General features: G+C 60.2%; 15 protein-coding genes. 3 read left to right on the forward strand and 12 right to left on the reverse strand.

Annotation, left to right across the window (positions count from 1 at the left end):
* Positions 1-6 precede the first annotated feature (6 nt).
* Positions 7-825 carry a CPBP family intramembrane glutamic endopeptidase gene (locus tag BY447_RS09550; protein ID WP_110331025.1) on the forward strand — a complete coding sequence of 273 codons (819 nt, stop codon included), beginning with the start codon at positions 7-9 and terminating at the stop codon, positions 823-825.
* Here BY447_RS09550 and rnz read toward each other — a convergent pair.
* Complete coding sequence (gene rnz, locus BY447_RS09555; RefSeq protein ID WP_033784232.1) at positions 822-1,733, reverse strand: ribonuclease Z; 912 nt, start codon at positions 1,731-1,733, stop codon at positions 822-824. The genes BY447_RS09550 and rnz overlap by 4 nt on opposite strands.
* Positions 1,734-1,860: 127 nt before the next feature.
* Here rnz and gorA point away from each other — a divergent pair, with 127 nt between their 5' ends.
* Complete coding sequence (gorA, locus tag BY447_RS09560; RefSeq protein ID WP_033784233.1) at positions 1,861-3,213, forward strand: glutathione-disulfide reductase; 1,353 nt, start codon at positions 1,861-1,863, stop codon at positions 3,211-3,213.
* A 110-nt stretch (positions 3,214-3,323) separates the two neighbouring features.
* On the opposite strand, the gene BY447_RS09565 is transcribed toward gorA, so the two are convergent.
* The 4 genes from BY447_RS09565 to BY447_RS09580 form a co-directional block, all read right to left on the reverse strand.
* Positions 3,324-4,220, reverse strand: a complete 897-nt coding sequence (locus tag BY447_RS09565; protein WP_013359394.1) for an alpha/beta hydrolase — start codon at positions 4,218-4,220, stop codon at positions 3,324-3,326.
* A 169-nt stretch (positions 4,221-4,389) separates the two neighbouring features.
* Complete coding sequence (locus BY447_RS09570; protein ID WP_033784234.1) at positions 4,390-4,734, reverse strand: hypothetical protein; 345 nt, start codon at positions 4,732-4,734, stop codon at positions 4,390-4,392.
* 22 nt (positions 4,735-4,756) lie between these two features.
* Positions 4,757-6,103 carry a cation:proton antiporter gene (locus BY447_RS09575; protein ID WP_110331026.1) on the reverse strand — a complete coding sequence of 449 codons (1,347 nt, stop codon included), beginning with the start codon at positions 6,101-6,103 and terminating at the stop codon, positions 4,757-4,759.
* A 61-nt stretch (positions 6,104-6,164) separates the two neighbouring features.
* Positions 6,165-7,367, reverse strand: coding sequence for an MFS transporter (locus BY447_RS09580; protein ID WP_110331027.1), 1,203 nt, complete (start codon positions 7,365-7,367; stop codon positions 6,165-6,167).
* Positions 7,368-7,460: 93 nt separating this feature from the next.
* On the opposite strand from BY447_RS09580, the gene BY447_RS09585 reads away from it, so the two are divergent.
* Entirely contained in the window at positions 7,461-8,429 is a 969-nt protein-coding gene (locus BY447_RS09585) for a LysR family transcriptional regulator (RefSeq protein ID WP_013359398.1), read from the forward strand.
* Positions 8,430-8,466: 37 nt separating this feature from the next.
* On the opposite strand, the gene BY447_RS09590 is transcribed toward BY447_RS09585, so the two are convergent.
* The 7 genes from BY447_RS09590 to BY447_RS09620 all read right to left on the reverse strand — a co-directional run bounded on the left by BY447_RS09590 (position 8,467) and on the right by BY447_RS09620 (position 17,388).
* Positions 8,467-8,964, reverse strand: a complete 498-nt coding sequence (locus BY447_RS09590; RefSeq protein ID WP_003852093.1) for a TIGR00645 family protein — start codon at positions 8,962-8,964, stop codon at positions 8,467-8,469.
* 54 nt (positions 8,965-9,018) lie between these two features.
* A complete protein-coding gene (kdpD, locus tag BY447_RS09595) occupies positions 9,019-11,697 on the reverse strand; it encodes a two-component system sensor histidine kinase KdpD (RefSeq protein ID WP_110331028.1) in 2,679 nt (892 codons plus the stop codon).
* Between the two features lie 16 nt (positions 11,698-11,713).
* Positions 11,714-12,280 (reverse strand): potassium-transporting ATPase subunit KdpC, encoded by a 567-nt coding sequence (gene kdpC / locus BY447_RS09600; RefSeq protein ID WP_110331029.1) that lies wholly within the window; start codon positions 12,278-12,280, stop codon positions 11,714-11,716.
* A gap of 10 nt (positions 12,281-12,290) precedes the next feature.
* Complete coding sequence (gene kdpB, locus BY447_RS09605) at positions 12,291-14,339, reverse strand: potassium-transporting ATPase subunit KdpB (protein WP_110331030.1); 2,049 nt, start codon at positions 14,337-14,339, stop codon at positions 12,291-12,293.
* Positions 14,336-16,024, reverse strand: coding sequence for a potassium-transporting ATPase subunit KdpA (gene kdpA / locus BY447_RS09610; RefSeq protein WP_110331031.1), 1,689 nt, complete (start codon positions 16,022-16,024; stop codon positions 14,336-14,338). The genes kdpB and kdpA overlap by 4 nt, the downstream gene beginning before the upstream one ends.
* A complete protein-coding gene (gene kdpF, locus BY447_RS09615; protein WP_010253443.1) occupies positions 16,024-16,113 on the reverse strand; it encodes a K(+)-transporting ATPase subunit F in 90 nt (29 codons plus the stop codon). The genes kdpA and kdpF overlap by 1 nt, the downstream gene beginning before the upstream one ends.
* Positions 16,114-16,221: 108 nt before the next feature.
* Positions 16,222-17,388 (reverse strand): HD-GYP domain-containing protein, encoded by a 1,167-nt coding sequence (locus BY447_RS09620; RefSeq protein ID WP_033784242.1) that lies wholly within the window; start codon positions 17,386-17,388, stop codon positions 16,222-16,224.
* Between the last annotated feature and the right edge of the window lie 68 nt (positions 17,389-17,456).

Here is a 17,456-nt window from a genome sequence, read left to right on the forward strand (position 1 = left end):
CCGATTATGTGGATTCTGCTGGCAGGCGCGCTGGGCGCGCTGCAACCCGCCCGGCGGCTGGCGCTACTGCTGTTAGCGCTCGCCGCGCTGCTGGGATTTTATCACGACGTCCTGACATGGCCAGTACTGCCGCTGCTGGCCGGGATCGCGGCACTGGTCGCGCTGCGCCGCTTTGACCCAATCCGTTCCCGGCAGCACATTCTGAGTGAAGCGCTGCTGGTGCTGATTTCGCTGGGATTGTTCCTCCATCTTTTTCCCGGCTTTCACAATCCCCTCGTCGTCGATGAGGTAAAGGTGGGCGCACAGAGCCTGCCGTTCAGTTTCTCCTTCAACTTCGATAAAGCGCTGATCCCCTTTGTACTGCTGGCCTGCCTGCCGACGCTGTTCCGCGCCCGGGCCTGTCCACCACGTTATCCGTGGATCGCTGCGCTGGCATTAATCGCCGCCGTGCCGCTGCTGCTGGGTAGCGCCGTGCTGCTGGGTGGTCTGGCCGTTGAGCCTCATTTTCCGCCCTGGCTGCCCGCGTTTATGCTGGCGAATCTGTTTTTTGTCTCGCTGGCCGAAGAGGCGCTGTTCCGGGGCTATCTGCAACAGCGGCTGAGCGAGAAGCTGGGTGGGTTGCCCGCGCTGCTGATTAGCACGCTGCTGTTCGGGCTGGCGCATGCAACCGGCGGCGTACTGCTGGTAGTTTTCGCGACGCTGGCCGGGCTGCTTTATGGTCTGGCGTGGCACTGGAGCGGCCGCTTATGGCTGGCAGCCGCCCTGCACTTCGCGCTTAACCTCACTCATCTGCTGCTGTTTACTTATCCGGCGCTGCATCACTAAACCGTAAACACCGCCAGGTCCGAGGCCAGCTCGGTGCGGGGGAAAATGGTCTGGCACTCCGCCAGCAGGCGGCTCATGTCCTTTGCCAGATAGCGGGAGCTGAAATGGGTGGCGATCATCCGCTTTGCCCCGGCGCGCTTTGCCACCTCCGCCGCCTGCAGGGTTGTGGAGTGCCCGCGCCCGTTGGCTTTCTCCACCATCGCCGCCTCCAGCGTGGTTTCATGCACCATCAGGTCAACCTCCGCCGCCAGCTGCAGCGCAACCTCCGTGGGAGCCGTATCGCCAAAGATGGCCAGCTTTTTACCGGGTGTCGCCGGGCCAAGGTAGTCAGCGCCGTTAATTACCCGCCCATCTTCCAGCGTCACACATTCCCCCTGCTTCAGCTGCTGGAACCACGGGCCGCGGGGCACGCCTTCGGCTTTCAGCCGCTCGGCATCCAGCAGGCCGGGTTTGTCATGCTGTTCAATGCGATAGCCAAAACACTCCACCGGATGGCTCAGCGGCCAGGCACTGATACGAAACTCACCGTCATCCAGCGTCCAGCCCGCCTCAATCTCAACAATGTTCAGCGGGTAGTCGGTGTAGGAACCGCTGATCGACAGCGCCGTCTCAACAAAGTTCTTCAATCCTCTGGGGCCATAAACCGTCATCGGTGAGGTCAGTCCGGCCATCGACCGGCTGGTGAGTAAGCCCGGCAAGCCGAAGATATGATCGCCATGCAGATGGGTGATAAAAATCTTATCCAGCTTTCCCGGTTTCAGGCTGGAGCGCATAAACTGTAACTGCGTGCCCTCCCCGCAGTCGAACAGCCAGGTTTCACCACTCAGCGCGCGGGTAAAAGCAATGGAGGTCACGTTACGTTGCAGGCTGGGAGCACCGCCGCCGGTGCCAAGAAAAGTAAGGTGCATGGTATGCTTCCCTGTAAGCGAGTGAAAAACAGAACCCTATTACAATCATAGGCGCAAACTTTGCGTCATTTCGACCCGTAGCGTTACACTCAACCCCAATTTTTTATGCAACCGGATGGATACTTCAATGACCCGACATTTCGACTATCTCGCCATTGGCGGCGGCAGCGGCGGCATCGCCTCGATTAACCGTGCAGCTATGTATGGCCAGAAATGCGCCCTGATTGAAGCAAAAGAGCTGGGTGGCACCTGCGTGAACGTGGGTTGCGTGCCGAAGAAAATCATGTGGCACGCCGCGCAAATCGCCGAAGCGATCCATCTTTATGGCCCGGATTATGGCTTCGATACTACCGTCAATCGCTTCGACTGGGCCACGCTGGTAAAAAACCGCAGCGCCTATATCGATCGCATCCATAGCTCGTATGACAACGTGCTGGGTAAAAACAAAGTTGAAGTGATCAAAGGCTTTGCCCGCTTTGTCGATGCGCACAGCGTTGAAGTGAACGGCGAGATTATTACGGCTAACCACATTCTGATCGCCACCGGCGGTCGTCCGGTCCACCCTTCTATTCCGGGTGCGGAGTACGGCATTGATTCCGACGGCTTCTTCGAGCTGGACGCACTGCCAAAACGCACCGCGGTTGTCGGTGCGGGCTACATCGCGGTTGAGCTGGCGGGCGTGGTGAATGCGCTGGGTTCAGAAACCCACCTGTTCGTGCGTAAACACGCGCCGCTGCGCAGCTTCGATCCGCTGCTCACCGAGACGCTGGTCGAAGTGATGAACACCGAAGGCCCGGCGCTGCATACCGAAGCCATTCCTAAGGCTGTGATCAAAAACAGCGATGGCAGCCTGACGCTGCAGCTGGAAAACGGCAGCGACTACACCGTAGATTGCCTGGTCTGGGCGATTGGCCGTGAGCCTGAAACGGACAATCTCAATATTCAGGCCGCAGGCGTGGCGCTGAACGAGAAAGGCTATATCAGCGTTGATAAATTCCAGAACACCAATGTCTCAGGCGTCTACGCCGTAGGCGACAACACCGGTGCGGTTGAGCTGACGCCGGTTGCGGTTGCCGCCGGACGTCGTCTCTCTGAACGTCTGTTTAACAACAAGCCGGACGAGCATCTGGATTACAGCAACGTGCCGACCGTGGTGTTCAGCCATCCGCCGATCGGCACCGTAGGACTGACCGAGCCGCAGGCGCGCGAACAGTATGGAGACGATCAGGTGAAGGTCTATAAATCGTCGTTTACCGCCATGTACACCGCGGTCACCCAGCATCGTCAGCCGTGCCGCATGAAGCTGGTGTGTGTGGGTGCCGATGAGAAGATCGTCGGCATTCACGGCATCGGATCCGGTATGGATGAGATGCTGCAGGGCTTCGCCGTGGCGCTGAAGATGGGCGCGACCAAGAAAGACTTCGATAACACCGTGGCGATCCACCCGACCGCAGCGGAAGAGTTTGTGACGATGCGTTAATCCGCACCGGGCTTCAGAAACAGAACAGGCGACCTTAAGGTCGCCTGTTTTTTTATGCCGCAGCCACTTCCGCTTTCTGACCGTGCAGTGCAGCACCGCGTCAGTGCAATTCAGCTTACGCGATCCAGCCAGCGGACATACGCCTGATCCCACAACGCTGCGGGCGTTCCCGCCTTGCCGAGGCCAAATCCGTGTCCGCCTTTGCTGATCTGAATCAGCTCAACCGGCACGCGGTTGCGGCGACAGGTGTCGCGCATCAGCTCGGTGTTAAACGGATTGGAGGTGTGATCGTCCTCGGCCTGCGCCAGAAACGTCGGCGGATATTGCCGGGTCACGTAGTTCTGCACTGACCAGTTCGCCTCATCCTGCGGCGTGGCATTTTTGCCGACCATCATCAGATGCGTATTGGTGTGCTGATAAGGGGCTTCCAGGGTGATGACCGGATAGATCAGGCCCACGCTGTCGACTTTCGGCACCACTTCATCCAGCGGATCGATGGCCGGATAAGATTCAAAGTCTGGCCGCGCCGCCGCCAGCCCCAGCAGATGTCCGCCTGCCGAGAAACCCAGCACATGCACCTTACGTTCGAAAGATCGCACCAGCCGGATGGCGCGCTGCGCATCCTGCAGTGGCGCCAGCCGACCCGCCTGCCACTTCTCATGCGGCAACCGGTAGCTGAGCACATAGGCAGTATAGCCACTGGCATTCAGCCAGCGCGCTACCGGCCAGGCTTCACGCGCCATGCCGATCCAGCGATACCCGCCGCCTGCGGCGATTAATACCGCTTCGCCATTCGGATTTTCTGGTTTAAACCGCTGAATCGCCGGGCTGACGATATTTGACCAGGATCCACTGCTGTTAATATGCAACTGGCCGGATGGGCCGCCGCCGCCGGGCGGATCGTCCGGCCAGAGGGGAATAATGTCATCGCGGGCAAATAATTTGCCGGTGGTCATGGAGAGCCCGAGCGCTCCCGTGCCGAGAATAAAGCGTCGACGCGTAATCATAATGCCTGTTGTGTGATGCCAGAGTAATGAGCAAGCCGTTGCGGCAGGCTACAGAAGAAGTAACAGATGCAAGTCTGGTGCCATGGGTGGCGATTATGTACGCAATAGCCCCAGGAAAGCCATAAAAAAAACGCGCCGGGCAGGCGCGTTTTTATTTCATTCCGTATGGTTAATCTTCCTGCTGGAACTGCGCCATCACGGCCTGTTCACACTGCTGTTCGTTGACGCGCAGTTTGGCCCGCTCATCATCGCCAAGTTGCAGCCAGGCACTGGCCACTTCACGCGCGGACTCTTCATCAAATTCCGGCTGATTCATCGCCGACGGTGACTGGCCGCCCGCCACGGTCGATTTCATCTGCTCGACGTAATGATCTGCAGTGGCGACCTTTTTCTCGCCGCTGACAATGTGGCACAACTGACTGGCGTAAACATTCTGCTCCGTATCAGCGTCGTCCGCTGCCAGCGCGCTGCCGGAGGCAAGGAGGCTTAGCAGCACTATCTGAGTGACTTTCATTTTTAACTCCTGTTCGTTCAGGTTAAACCTTGCGCTGAAGGGCTTCGAGGCGCTTCTGACGCCAGTTCAGCAGCGGCGTCACGGTGGTGCCGTGAACCACCACGCTGCAGACCACCAGCGTTAACGCTATATTCGTCATGATTTCCATCTGCGGGCCTTGCATGCCGTGCGTCCAGGCATAGGCGATGTAGTTCAGGCTGCCAATTCCCCGGATGCCCAGCCAGCCAATCAGCAAGCGCTGCCCGAGCGGCAGTCCGGCGCGCAGCGTCACTAGCCAGACGGCCATCGGTCGTACTACGGCAAACAGTACCAGCCCAATCAGCACGCCATAGATGTTCCAGTGCTGCGCCAGTGTGACGCCCAGTACGACCATCATGCCAGCCGCCAGTAAACGTTCAATAGTATCGCCAAAAGAGAGCGCGTCGCCTACTACAAACCCAATCGACTTCACCATATTATTGCCGCCCTGATGGGCCAGGCGTTTGTTAGGATTCACCAGCGCCTCAGAGGGCAATACGCGCTCATCGTCAGAGAGGTCTTCCGGCGGATGACGATGGAACACACCCAGTTCGGCACGGCGTAACCCCAGTCCGGCGGCGAAGGCGGCCAGGAAGCCGGAGGCACCCAGGTACTCCACCAGCGAATAACTGAGGGCTATCAGCGCCAGCGCCAGGAAATCATTGGGCGCAACGTCGCCATTCGCATTGCGCAGTCGGGTCGCCAGCATGCCGATTAACTGCCCCAGAACAAAGCCAATGATCAGACCGCCGCCAATCGCCCAGAGCACCTCGACCGCACCCCAGTGCGCCAGCATCGCGCCACTCAGGCTCTCGCCATTAAACAGCAGCAGCGCCAGCATCAGCAGGGGTAATGCGGAGCCATCGTTCATGCCCGCTTCACTGGAGATCGCCACCCGCAGCGAGTCATCATCCTGCGCATCGTTGACCGAGATTAAGCTCGCCAGCACCGGATCGGTCGGCGCGACAATCGCCCCAAACGCCAGCGCAATCGGCCAGTCTAATCCCACCAGGAAGTGTGCCAGCAGGGTCATCGCGGCGACGGTGAGCAGCATGGCGGGAAACGCCAGTTTCAGCCCGGTGTGCCAGCAGTTGTTCTGCAACGGCTGACGCAGCTTGAGACCGGTGATAAACAGCGAGGCCGCCATGGTGATTTCGGTGATATGGGCCACGGCTTCGGAATGGGTGACGATATCGAGGTGGATAACATCAAATCCCCACGGGCCGCACAGCATGCCCGCGATCAGGAACAGACCAAATGAGGTGACTGGCCCCCGGTGAATCCAACCGGAAGCCAGCGACATCAGCAGCAGAAGGCCGCCCGTCGCTGCTGTCCAGGCTAAAAAGTTCATAACACTCCAAAATATTTCGGGTTTATGAATAAGCCTGGCACATTTTTTGACGGGCGAGGCGTCAGTTTTTCAGATGACGACTGGCGAAGCGGACCGCGAGAGCCGCGGCACCGGCTAAAGTGGCGAGCGCAACGACGCCATTCCAGCCCCAGTGAGCCAGCGCCAGACTGCCCAGCGCCGCACCGGTCGCCATACCGATAAACACCACAGTAAACAGCAATGCATTCAGGCGACTGCGTGCTTCCGGTGCCAGGCCATAGACCAGCGTCTGATGCGCCACCAGCGTGGCCTGCACCCCTAAATCAAAGCCGATAGTACAGACCACAATCAGCGCCAGCTGTGCGGGCATGGGCAGCAGTGGCAGCAGAAACATCAGCGCAAAAGAGATCGTCACCAGCGCGGCACCGGCCTGCGTGACGCGTGCCGGGCCGATGCGGTCAGCAAAACTGCCCGCCAGCGGCGCGGCCATGGCACCTGCTGCCCCGGCTAAACCAAACGCCCCCGCCACCGCACTGTCGAGATGAAAGCGGTCGCTGAGCATTAACGCCAGCGTCGACCAGAAGGCGCTGAAGGCTATAGAGAGCAGACCCTGAGCCAACGCGGCGCGGCGCAGCGTCTGATGGTGACGCCACAGATGCACCAGTGACAGCAACAGGCGCGGATAGCTCACTGAGGTGCCCGGCGCGAAGCGTGGCAGCACCCGCCACAGCGTCAGCGTAATCAGCAGCACCGCCAGTGCGGCGATCATGTACATGGTGCGCCAGCCGAAATATTCCGCCACCACCCCGCTGACTACCCGCGACAGGAGGATGCCGACCAGCAGTCCGGTCATCACCGTGCCGACCGTTTTACCCCGGCTGCGTTCCGGGGCCAGCGTCGCCGACGCGGGCACAATATCCTGCGCCACGGTGGCGGTCAGGCCGGTAATAAAACTGGCAACCAGTAGCGCGCTGAGTCTGCCGGAAAAGCCACACAGCAGCAGCGCCGCGACCAGCAGTAAGCCTTTGATAAAGATAATGGTGCGGCGGTCATGACGATCCCCCAGCGGGGCCAGCAGCAGAATACCCAGCGCATAGCCCGCCTGAGTCAGCATCGGCACCATGCCAACTGCGCCGATGCCTGCATTAAACTGCTTACTGATGATATCCAGCATCGGCTGGCTGTAGTAAATCGATGCAACGCTGAGCCCGGCTCCGGCCGCCAGGGTAAACACCAGCGGCGTAGAGAGCGATTCATTTTGCGTCTGAGTCTGTATGGCTGACATGCTGTAATCCTCATCATTTCGTGCAACCATTAAAGCGCATTGTGGTTATACGCGGTAGACTGATACCAGACAAAACCGTTATGCGTGGCGCGTATGAACAATCCCAACAGCAGCGATCGCATCGACCTGATGCAGACATTTATCCGTATCGTCGAGAGCGGCAGCCTGTCCGCAGCAGCAGCCCAGCTTGGTACGACACAGCCCACCGTCAGCCGCCGATTGCAGACCCTGGAGCAGCGGCTGGGCCTCAAGCTAATCCTGCGCACCACCCATGCGCTGAAACTCACCGATGATGGCGAACGCTGCTACGCCCAGGCACGGCAGTTGCTGGCGACCTGGCATGCGCTGGAAGATGAGCTGACCGGTGCCAGCGATGACCCGGTCGGTACGCTGCGGGTTCGTGCGCCGCACGCCTTTGGTCAGGATCAGCTAATCGCGCCGCTGGTGGACTATCTGCACCGCTATCCCCGCCTCAATATCGAGTGGATGCTGAATGACCGCACGCCCGACTTCATGGCGGAGAACGTCGACTGCGCCATTCAGGTCGGTGCGCCCACCGATCCTTCGGTCGTGGCGATTCTGCTGGCCGAAGTGCCGCGCATTGTGGTGGCGGCCCCGCACCTGCTGGCGCAGCATCCGCCTATTGAACGTGTGGCACAGCTTCGCGATCTGCCCTGGCTGGCGCTGACCAGCTTTTACCGTAATGAAGTGGCGTTGCAGAAGATTGACGACGGCCAGCCAGTGAACCTGGCGATTACGCCCCGGCTGAGCAGCGACAGCTTATATGCAGTGCGCAAAGCGGCGCTGGCCGGGATGGGCGCGGCGATTGTCTCCTCGTGGGCGGTGCAGGAGGACTTAGCGGATGGCAGTCTGGTTCAGCTGATGCCCGCCTGGCAGGCCCCGCCGCTGCCGGTATGGCTGACCTATCCCTGGGCGAGTTACTACCCGGCCAGGCTGCAACACTTTTTTGCCATGATCAAAGAGGTGATGCCACAGCTGGCGGGCACGCGTCCGGCGTCGCAGCCAGCAGGTCGTTCAGGGGAAGCAGAGCGAAAGGGATAAAGCAGGCGCCCGCGTCAGCGGGCCGCCAGGTGATAAATTACTTTTTATCGTAGCGCGACATTTTGTCCAGCCAGCCCATCACAAAGGCCGAGAGCACAAAGGTCAGGTGGATAATCACGTACCACATCAGCTTGTCGTTTTCGACGTTGCGCGCTTCCATAAACACCCGCAGCAGATGAATCGAGGAGATGGCCACGATAGAAGCCGCGACTTTGTTTTTCAGCGAGCCGGAGTCCATCTTGCCCAGCCAGCTCAGCTTCTCTTTGTCTTCGTCGATATCAAGCTTGGAGATGAAGTTCTCATAACCCGACAGCATCACCATCACCAGCAGGCCGCCCACCAGCGTCATATCCACCAGCGACAGCAGCAGCAGGATCAGATCGTTTTCCGCAATGCTGAAAATGTTGGGCAGCAGGTGGAAAATTTCCTGGAAAAATTTAATGGTCAGCGCCAGCAATCCCAGCGAAAGTCCAATGTAAACCGGAGCCAGCAACCAGCGCGATGCATACATCAGGTTTTCGGTAAAACGTTCCATACAATCCCACGAATAATCAAACAGGTCCGGAAGTATAACCGATCCACTGTGAAGTTATTTCAGCCCTTCGTCAGAAATTTCAGGGACCGGCGGCAGCGGCAGTGAGAGACGAAATGCCGCGCCGCCTTCGGGTCGGTTCTCTGCCCAGATCTGGCCGCCGTGGCTCTCAATAATGGTTTTACAGATTGCCAGACCCAGCCCGACGCCCGGCACCGCCGACTCTTTATCACCGCGCCAGAACTTATCGAATATCCGGGTTAAATCGTCTTCGGCAACGCCCGGTCCGCTGTCCCACACCGCAATCTCCAGCCGTGTTGCAGCACGCCAGGCGCGGATGCCACGCGGCGCGCTGTTACCGGCATACTTCAGGCTGTTCTCAATCAGGTTGGTGAAGACGCGTTCCAGCAGCGTGCTGTCGCCTTTAATCAACACGATGTCATCCGGCAGATCGAGCTGAACCTCATGCCCTTTCAGCGACGGTGCCATGCTGCTCAGCGCGCCGCCGATCACCTCTTCCAGCGCCAGCCACTCTTCCCGCAGGTTAAGGCCGCCCGACTGAATGCGTGCCATATCCAGCATGTTGCTCACCAGCCGGATGGTGCTCAGCGTCTGCTCACGGATCTGGCTGGCCTGCGGCACATATTTTGAGTTGTCGCTGGCCAGGTCGAGCATCAGCATTTCCGCCTGACCAAACAGCACGGTCAGCGGGGTGCGCAGGTCGTGGGACAGCGCCGAGAGCAGCGCATTGCGCAGCTGTTCACGCTCGGCCGAGAGCCGGGATGCCGCCTCGCTGTGCGACAGCGCCATCCGCTCCAGCGCATTGGCAATCAGTACCGTAAAGGTTTCCACCAGCCGCTGCTGTTCGGGGATCATTAGCTGACGCAGGTTCTGCGGCTCCACCACCAGCAGACCCCGACAGTGTGCACCGCTTTTCAGCGGCAGGATCTGATAGGGCACCGCCGGTAAGGTATCGGTGCCCGCGCCCGCAGGCTGGCCTTTGCTGTAACTCCATTTCGCGATGGCGCGATCCGGTTCGCTGGCCGGTAACGCCTCGCCCACCGGTTGCAGCTCACCCTGCTCATCCGGCAGCAACAGCAGGCAGCGCGCCTGCAAAGTGGCGTCGAGCACCCGCTGGCTGGTGGCGGCGATATCCTGCGGCGTCAGCGCGCTGCCCAGCGATTTTGCCATCTCGTAGAGCTGCCGCGCCCGCTGCTCGCGGTAGCGCGCCACCCGCGCCTGATAACGCACGCCTGCCGTAAGGTTGCCGACAATGACGCCCACCGCCAGCATTACGCCAAAGGTCACCAGATATTGCAGGTCGGAGACCGCCACCGTGCCGGTGGGGGCCACAAAAAAGAGGTCGAAGGCGACGATATTCATCACCGTGGCGATCACCGACGGCCAGCGGCCATAGCGCAGCGCCACGATCACCACCGCCAGCAGGTAGATCATCACACAGTTGGCAGGGTCGAAATTGATCAGTACCGACTGTCCGGCTGCGGTGACGACGATGCAGAGCACCAGCGCCATCACCACGCCGCGCAGCTGAATGCGCCATTTTTCACTGGTCACGCGGCCATCCGGCAGTGGATGCGGCGCATCCTTCAGCGGCTCATCCAGTGCGACAACCAGCAGGTCGAGATCGGGGCCGAGCTGGCCCAGACGTTCGGCAAAACTGTCACGCCGCCAGCGTCGCAGCGGGCGACGACCGGTGACGATTTTGCCCAGGTTGTGCTCGCGGGCGTAGCCCAGCACCGCTTCCGCTTCATCCGGTTCCGACAGCGTGGCCGTTTCCGCACCCAGCTCCTGCGCCAGCTGTAAGGTGCGCAGAATCGCCCGTCGCCGCGCTTCGGGCAGCCGGTTAAGCCGGGGTGTTTCGACATAGACCGCGTGCCATTCACTGCCGAGCCGTGCCGCCAGCCGGGCAGCGGTACGCACCAGCTTTTCACTGCCACTGTCGTCACCAATGCAGAGCAGAATGGCGTCGCGGGTGTGCCAGACGCGATCCCGTCCCTGCTGATCGCGCCAGGCGCGCATCTGGTCGTCCACCCGATCGGCAGTGCGACGCAGGGCCAGTTCACGCAGGGCGAACAGGTTACCTTTGCGGAAAAAGTTTTCGATGGCGCGTTCCGCGCGGTCGCCAATGTAGACTTTGCCCTCTTTCAGCCGCTGCCGCAGATCGTCGGGCGGCAGATCGACCAGCACCACTTCATCAGCGCTGTCGAAAAAGGGATCGGGCACGGTTTCGCGCACCTGAATGCCGGTAACCCCGCCGACCACATCGTTGAGGCTCTCAAGATGCTGCACGTTCACAGTGGTCAGCACGTCGATGCCCGCTTCCAGCAGCTCTTCGATATCCTGCCAGCGCTTGGGATGGCGCGAGCCCTGCACGTTGGTGTGCGCCAGCTCATCCATCAGAATCACCGCCGGATGGCGGGCCAGCGCAGCATCAAGATCAAACTCCGCATGACGCGAGCGACCGGTTGCGCGCCGCGGCAGCAGGGTTAAGCCTGTCAGCAGCTGCGCGGTTTCCGGCCGTTCGTGGGTTTCTACCACGCCAATCAGCACATCCAGACCCTGCGCACGCAGCCGCTGTGCCTCCTGCAGCATGGCGTAGGTTTTGCCCACGCCTGCACAGGCACCAAAGTAAATCTTCAGCTGCCCGCGATGACTTTCGCGGTTAGCCTGCAGCAGCGCGTCGGGATCGGGACGCTGGGGTTCGTCGTGGTTCATCGCTTCCTTAACACCATTACCGTTCGTTGAGCGCCATGTTCAGCTGCAGCACGTTGAGGGTCGGCGTGCCGAGGAAGGGCATCAGCGGACGATGCGTCATCTTTTCAATCAGCGCCTCGACCTGCGCGACCGGCACGTTGCGGCTGGCAGCGATACGCGGAGCCTGCCACAGGGCAGCCTGGGGCGAAATATCCGGGTCCAGCCCGCTGGCGGAAGCCGTCACCAGCTCAACCGGCACGGCTGCAGGTGCCTGCGGATTGGCGGCCCGCAGTGCAGCGACGCGGTCGGCGACCGCTTTATCCAGCGCCGGGTTGCTGGCGGCCAGATTACTGCCTCCCGAGGCCAGCGGGTTATAGGCTTTATCACTGGTGGCTGAAGGACGGCCCCAGAAATAGCCGGGCTGGGTAAAGTTCTGCCCAATCAGCGCGGATCCGTGCGCCACGCCATCTTCTTCCAGCAGCGAGCCATTGGCCTGGGCCGGAAACAGCCACTGCGCCAGCCCGGTGGTGAGGAAAGGATAAACCACGCCGGTAACAAGCGTAAGCAGCAACAACAGTAAAATTGCCGGACGTAACTGACTCATTTTTTTCTCCTCAGGCCATGCCTGAAAGCACTAACAGCAGATCGATCGCTTTGATGCCGACAAACGGCACCAGCAGCCCACCCAGACCGTAAATCAGCAGGTTGCGGCGCAGCAGCGCAGCGGCACTCAGCGGGCGGTAGCTGACGCCTTTCAGGGCCAGCGGGATCAGGAAGATAATCACCAGGGCGTTAAAGATCACCGCCGACAGAATCGCGCTGGCAGGCGAGTGCAGCTGCATCACGTTCAGCATGTTGAGCTGCGGATAGGTCGCCGCAAACGCCGCCGGAATAATGGCGAAATATTTCGCCACGTCGTTGGCGATACTGAAGGTGGTCAGGGAACCGCGCGTCATTAGCATCTGTTTACCGATGTGCACCACTTCCAGCAGCTTGGTCGGGTTCGAGTCGAGATCGACCATGTTGCCCGCCTCTTTCGCCGCCTGCGTACCGGAGTTCATCGCCACCGCGACATCCGCCTGCGCCAGGGCAGGCGCATCGTTGGTGCCGTCGCCGGTCATCGCCACTAACCGTCCTTCTGCCTGATACTGGCGGATTAGCGCCAGCTTGGCTTCCGGGGTCGCCTCTGACAGGAAGTCATCCACGCCCGCTTCCGCCGCAATGGCCGCGGCGGTCAGCGGGTTATCGCCGGTGATCATTACCGTTTTAATGCCCATTTTGCGCAGTTCGGCAAAGCGCTCTTTGATGCCGCCTTTCACGATATCTTTCAGCGCCACCACGCCCAGCACGTTCGCGCCCTCGGACACCACCAGCGGCGTGCCGCCACTGCGGGCCACCTCTTCCACCTGCGCATTGACCTCGGCAGGGAAACGGCCATGGTTCGCTTCGATATGACGACGGACCGCATCGACCGCGCCCTTGCGGATCAGCCGCTCCTGCACGTTTACGCCACTCATGCGGGTCTGGGCTGAGAACGGAATAAAGCTGGCACCCATGCTGCTGAGATCGCGCTCACGCAGATTAAAGCGCTGCTTCGCCAGCACCACGATGCTGCGGCCCTCTGGCGTTTCATCAGCCAGCGAGGCGAGCTGCGCGGCGTCGGCCAGCTGCTCTTCGCTGACGCCCGGCGCGGGCAGGAACTGGGTCGCCTGACGGTTACCCAGCGTGATGGTGCCGGTTTTGTCCAGCATCAGCACATCCACATCGCCGGCGGCTTCCACCGCACGTCCACTGGTCGCAATGACGTTCGCACCCAGCATCCGGCTCATTCCCGCCACACCAATCGCCGACAGCAGGCCACCGATAGTGGTCGGGATCAGACAGACCAGCAGCGCCACCAGCACGGTGATGCTGACCGGCGTGCCGCCCCATGCCGAGAACGGCCAGAGTGTGACGGTCGCCAGCAGGAACACGATGGTCAGTGACACCAGCAGGATGGTCAGGGCGATCTCATTCGGGGTTTTACGGCGCTTCGCCCCTTCCACCATGGCGATCATCCGGTCAAGGAAGGTTTCGCCCGGGTTGGCGCTACAGGTGATCACCAGCCAGTCAGAGAGAATACGCGTACCGCCCGTCACAGAGGCGAAGTCACCGCCTGACTCACGGATGACCGGTGCAGATTCACCGGTAATCGCGCTCTCATCCACTGAGGCACCGCCCTCCATCACTTCACCGTCGCAGGGAATGATGTCGCCCGCTTCGACCAGCACCGCGTCGCCTTTACGCAGCGCATCGGCACTGACCTGCTGCCACTCCGCGCCATAGCGCGCCGCTGACAGTTTTTTAGCAAAGCTGGTCTTTTTGACCCCTTTCAGGCTGCTGGCCTGGGCCTTGCTGCGCCCTTCTGCCAGCGCCTCCGCCAGGTTGGCGAACAGCACGGTGAACCAGAGCCAGAGTGCAATCGCGCCGGTAAAGCTGGCGCTGCCGCTGATGCGGCCGGATAACATTGCCAGCGCCAGCAGCGTGGTCAGCACGCTGCCGAGCCAGACCACAAACATCACCGGATTACGGAACTGTACCCGCGGATCGAGCTTTTTCACCGCATCCCAGGCCGAGGTACGCAGCAGGGCTGCGTCAAATAACGCCTGTTGTTGACGACTCATGAGGATTGTCCCTGAACAAGTTGCAGATGCTCAGCCACCGGGCCCAGCGCCAGAGCAGGAATAAAGGTCAGTGCACCCACCAGCAGCACCGTGCCGATGAGTAAGGCAATAAACAGCGGGCCGTGGGTGGGCAGCGTGCCGTTACCCACCGGCTGCACTTTTTTCACCGCCATCGCACCGGCAATCGCCATCACCGGAATGATGATGCCGAAGCGGCCCAGCAGCATGCAGACCGCCAGTAACAGGTTCCAGAACGGCGTGTTAGCACTCAGTCCGGCAAAGGCGCTGCCGTTGTTGTTAGCCGCCGAGGAAACGGCGTAGAGCACTTCGCTGAAGCCGTGAATGCCGGGGTTCGCCATTGCGCTGCGACCAGCGTCGGTCATCATCGCCAGCGCGGTGCCGATCAGCACCAGCGTCGGGGTGACCAGAATCGCCAGCGCGGTCATTTTCATCTCCCACACGTCGACTTTTTTACCCAGGAACTCCGGGGTACGGCCAATCATCAGCCCGGCGATAAATACCGCCAGCAGCACAAACAGCAGCATGCCGTAGAGACCGGCACCGACGCCGCCAAACACTACTTCGCCCAGCTGCATCAGCCACATCGGCACCATGCCGCCCAGTGCGGTAAAGGAGTCGTGCATGGCATTGACCGCACCGCAGGAGGCCGCGGTGGTAATGACCGCGAACAGGCTGCTGTTAAGAATGCCAAAGCGCGTCTCTTTGCCTTCCATGTTGACGGCGCTGTCGGCACCCAGCTGGAGGAAATGCGGGTTGCCCTGCAGTTCGGCCCACATCACGACGGCGACTGCCGCGACAAACATCAGCGTCATCGCCCATAGCAGCATGTGGCCCTGACGACGGTCACGCACGCTTTCGCCAAACGCAAAGCAGAGCGCGGCCGGGATCAGGAAGATGCTCAGCATCTGCACCAGGTTGGTCAGCACCGTCGGGTTTTCAAACGGATGGGCGGAGTTGGCGTTAAAGAAGCCGCCACCATTGGTGCCCAGCATTTTAATCGCTTCCTGCGACGCCACGGGTCCCATCGACAGCGTCTGCTGTACGCCTTCCAGCGTGATGAAGCTGTGGTAAGGCGCGAAGTTCTGAATGCTGCCCTGACTGACAAAGAACAGCGCCATCAGCAGGCTGATCGGCAGTAAGACGTAGAGCGTGATGCGTGTCAGGTCGCGCCAGGCGTTACCCAGAGAGGCAGAGCTGCGATTAGCGAAACCCCGGATCAGCGCAAACGCCACGGCGATCCCGGTTGCGGCAGAGAGGAAGTTCTGCACCGTCAGGCCCACCATCTGGCTGAAATAGCTCAGGGTGCTTTCGCCGCTGTAGGACTGCCAGTTGGTGTTAGTGACGAAGCTCACAGCGGTGTTGAGCGCCAGATGCCAGCTCAGGCCAGGCAGCTGCTGCGGATTCAGCGGCAGCGAGCCCTGCAACAGCAGTATGGCCAGCAGCACCACGAAGCCCAGCGCGTTAAACAGCAGTATCGCCAGCAGGTAGTGCGGCCAGCGCATCTCCGATTGCTGCGCGCCCAGCAGTCGCCACAGCGGCGCTTCAAAACGGGCAAACACCGGTTTATCAGCTACTAACGCGGCCAGACCCCGGCCAAGCGGCTGTGCCAGCACCATCAGCAGCACCAGATAAAATGCGATGAGTAAAAAAGCATTGGCCGCCATCAGAAGGCCTCCGCATTTAACAGGGCATAGATCAGATAGCCCAGTAACAACACTACCAGCACAATGCCGGTTATTACGCCCACGCTCACAGGAACCTCCAGAGGATTGGATTTATGGCTTAGCTTGCGCGGAGGCGTATAAATAAGGGGTTAAAATGCAGCGGGCGGGCGTAAAAATAGTGTAAAAATGGCGAAAAATCAGGCGACTTCCAGCGCCCAGATGCGATTGAGATCGACGTTACCCCATAGCGTACTGTCCTCTGCGCCCACAATGCTGTCGGTGCAGAAACTGTCGCCGAGGTCGAGCTCCTCCGGTTTCACTTCACGCTGGGCGTGCAGCGACCAGAAGACGTGCACACAGGGACGCATCAGCGATTTTTCCCCCGCTTTCACCACCAGCGCCACCCGGCCGGAGGCCAGACGCACCAGCGATCCCACCGGATAGATGCCGATAGTTCGCACGAAGGTGTGCAGCAGGCCCGGATCGAAGTGGCCACGCCAGCTCAGCATCTGGTGCATCGCCTCTGCCGGTGTCCAGCCGTTGCGATAGGACCGGGTTGAGGTGACAGCATCGTAGACATCACACACCGCTGCCATCCGGGCGTAGAACGAAATCGCCTCGCCTTTCAGACGGTGCGGATAGCCGCTGCCATCATATTTTTCATGATGATGCAGGGCGATATCGAGCAGATCGTCATCGGCGTCGGCTTCAATCAGCATCTGCGTACCCACCACCGGATGCTCGCGCATCACCCTGAACTCCTCTTCCGTCAGCTTGCCCGCTTTGTTCAGGATCGCCAGCGGCACAGCGGCTTTGCCGACATCATGCAGTAAACCGCCCATGCCCACCCGACGCAGCTGCTGCTCATCCAGCCCGAGTTTTTTACCCAGCGCAATCATCAGCCCGCAGACCGCCATAGAGTGCAGATAGGTGTAGTCATCATGATTTTTCAGCCGTGCCACGCTGAGCATCGCTGAGGGTTCACGCGTGATCGAGCCGGCGATTTCATCCACCAGATCCATCATATAATCGAGTTTCAGGCCGTTGCCCAGCCGCGCTTCGTTGAACATCGCCAGTACTTTCGGTTTGCCCTGCTGAAAGATCAGCTGTGCCTGGTCCAGCTCCTGAAAAAACGGGGTGCGGCCAATGGTTCTTTTCGCGATCGAGGTGGAGATCGGCGCCTGCACGGAACGATCGAGGTCGATCCAGAGCTGGCGGATCCCTTCACTGCGTAACGTGGCGATTTGTCGTGGATCGGTGATCAGCATCTGATTATGAATACGCTGGTCCTTTATCCACCAGACCTCCAGTTTGTGGATAAACATCCCTGGGCGCAGTTCATCAATGGTAATCAGCTTTATCACGCTATCACTCCTTACGATCAGCGGGTGGTAAGGTGATATCGGCAGCTGGACAAATATTCTTCAGGCTG

This window comes from Pantoea sp. JKS000250, assembly GCF_003201065.1.
GTDB classification, from domain to species: domain Bacteria; phylum Pseudomonadota; class Gammaproteobacteria; order Enterobacterales; family Enterobacteriaceae; genus Pantoea; species Pantoea vagans.

Coding starts and splice junctions, on each gene's coding strand:
- BY447_RS09550 (WP_110331025.1), top strand. CDS start 7: ATGTGGATTCTGCTGGCAGGCGCGCTGGGCGCGCTGCAACCCGCCCGG.
- rnz (WP_033784232.1), bottom strand. CDS start 1,733: ATGCACCTTACTTTTCTTGGCACCGGCGGCGGTGCTCCCAGCCTGCAA.
- gorA (WP_033784233.1), top strand. CDS start 1,861: ATGACCCGACATTTCGACTATCTCGCCATTGGCGGCGGCAGCGGCGGC.
- BY447_RS09565 (WP_013359394.1), bottom strand. CDS start 4,220: ATGATTACGCGTCGACGCTTTATTCTCGGCACGGGAGCGCTCGGGCTC.
- BY447_RS09570 (WP_033784234.1), bottom strand. CDS start 4,734: ATGAAAGTCACTCAGATAGTGCTGCTAAGCCTCCTTGCCTCCGGCAGC.
- BY447_RS09575 (WP_110331026.1), bottom strand. CDS start 6,103: ATGAACTTTTTAGCCTGGACAGCAGCGACGGGCGGCCTTCTGCTGCTG.
- BY447_RS09580 (WP_110331027.1), bottom strand. CDS start 7,367: ATGTCAGCCATACAGACTCAGACGCAAAATGAATCGCTCTCTACGCCG.
- BY447_RS09585 (WP_013359398.1), top strand. CDS start 7,461: ATGAACAATCCCAACAGCAGCGATCGCATCGACCTGATGCAGACATTT.
- BY447_RS09590 (WP_003852093.1), bottom strand. CDS start 8,964: ATGGAACGTTTTACCGAAAACCTGATGTATGCATCGCGCTGGTTGCTG.
- kdpD (WP_110331028.1), bottom strand. CDS start 11,697: ATGAACCACGACGAACCCCAGCGTCCCGATCCCGACGCGCTGCTGCAG.
- kdpC (WP_110331029.1), bottom strand. CDS start 12,280: ATGAGTCAGTTACGTCCGGCAATTTTACTGTTGTTGCTGCTTACGCTT.
- kdpB (WP_110331030.1), bottom strand. CDS start 14,339: ATGAGTCGTCAACAACAGGCGTTATTTGACGCAGCCCTGCTGCGTACC.
- kdpA (WP_110331031.1), bottom strand. CDS start 16,024: ATGGCGGCCAATGCTTTTTTACTCATCGCATTTTATCTGGTGCTGCTG.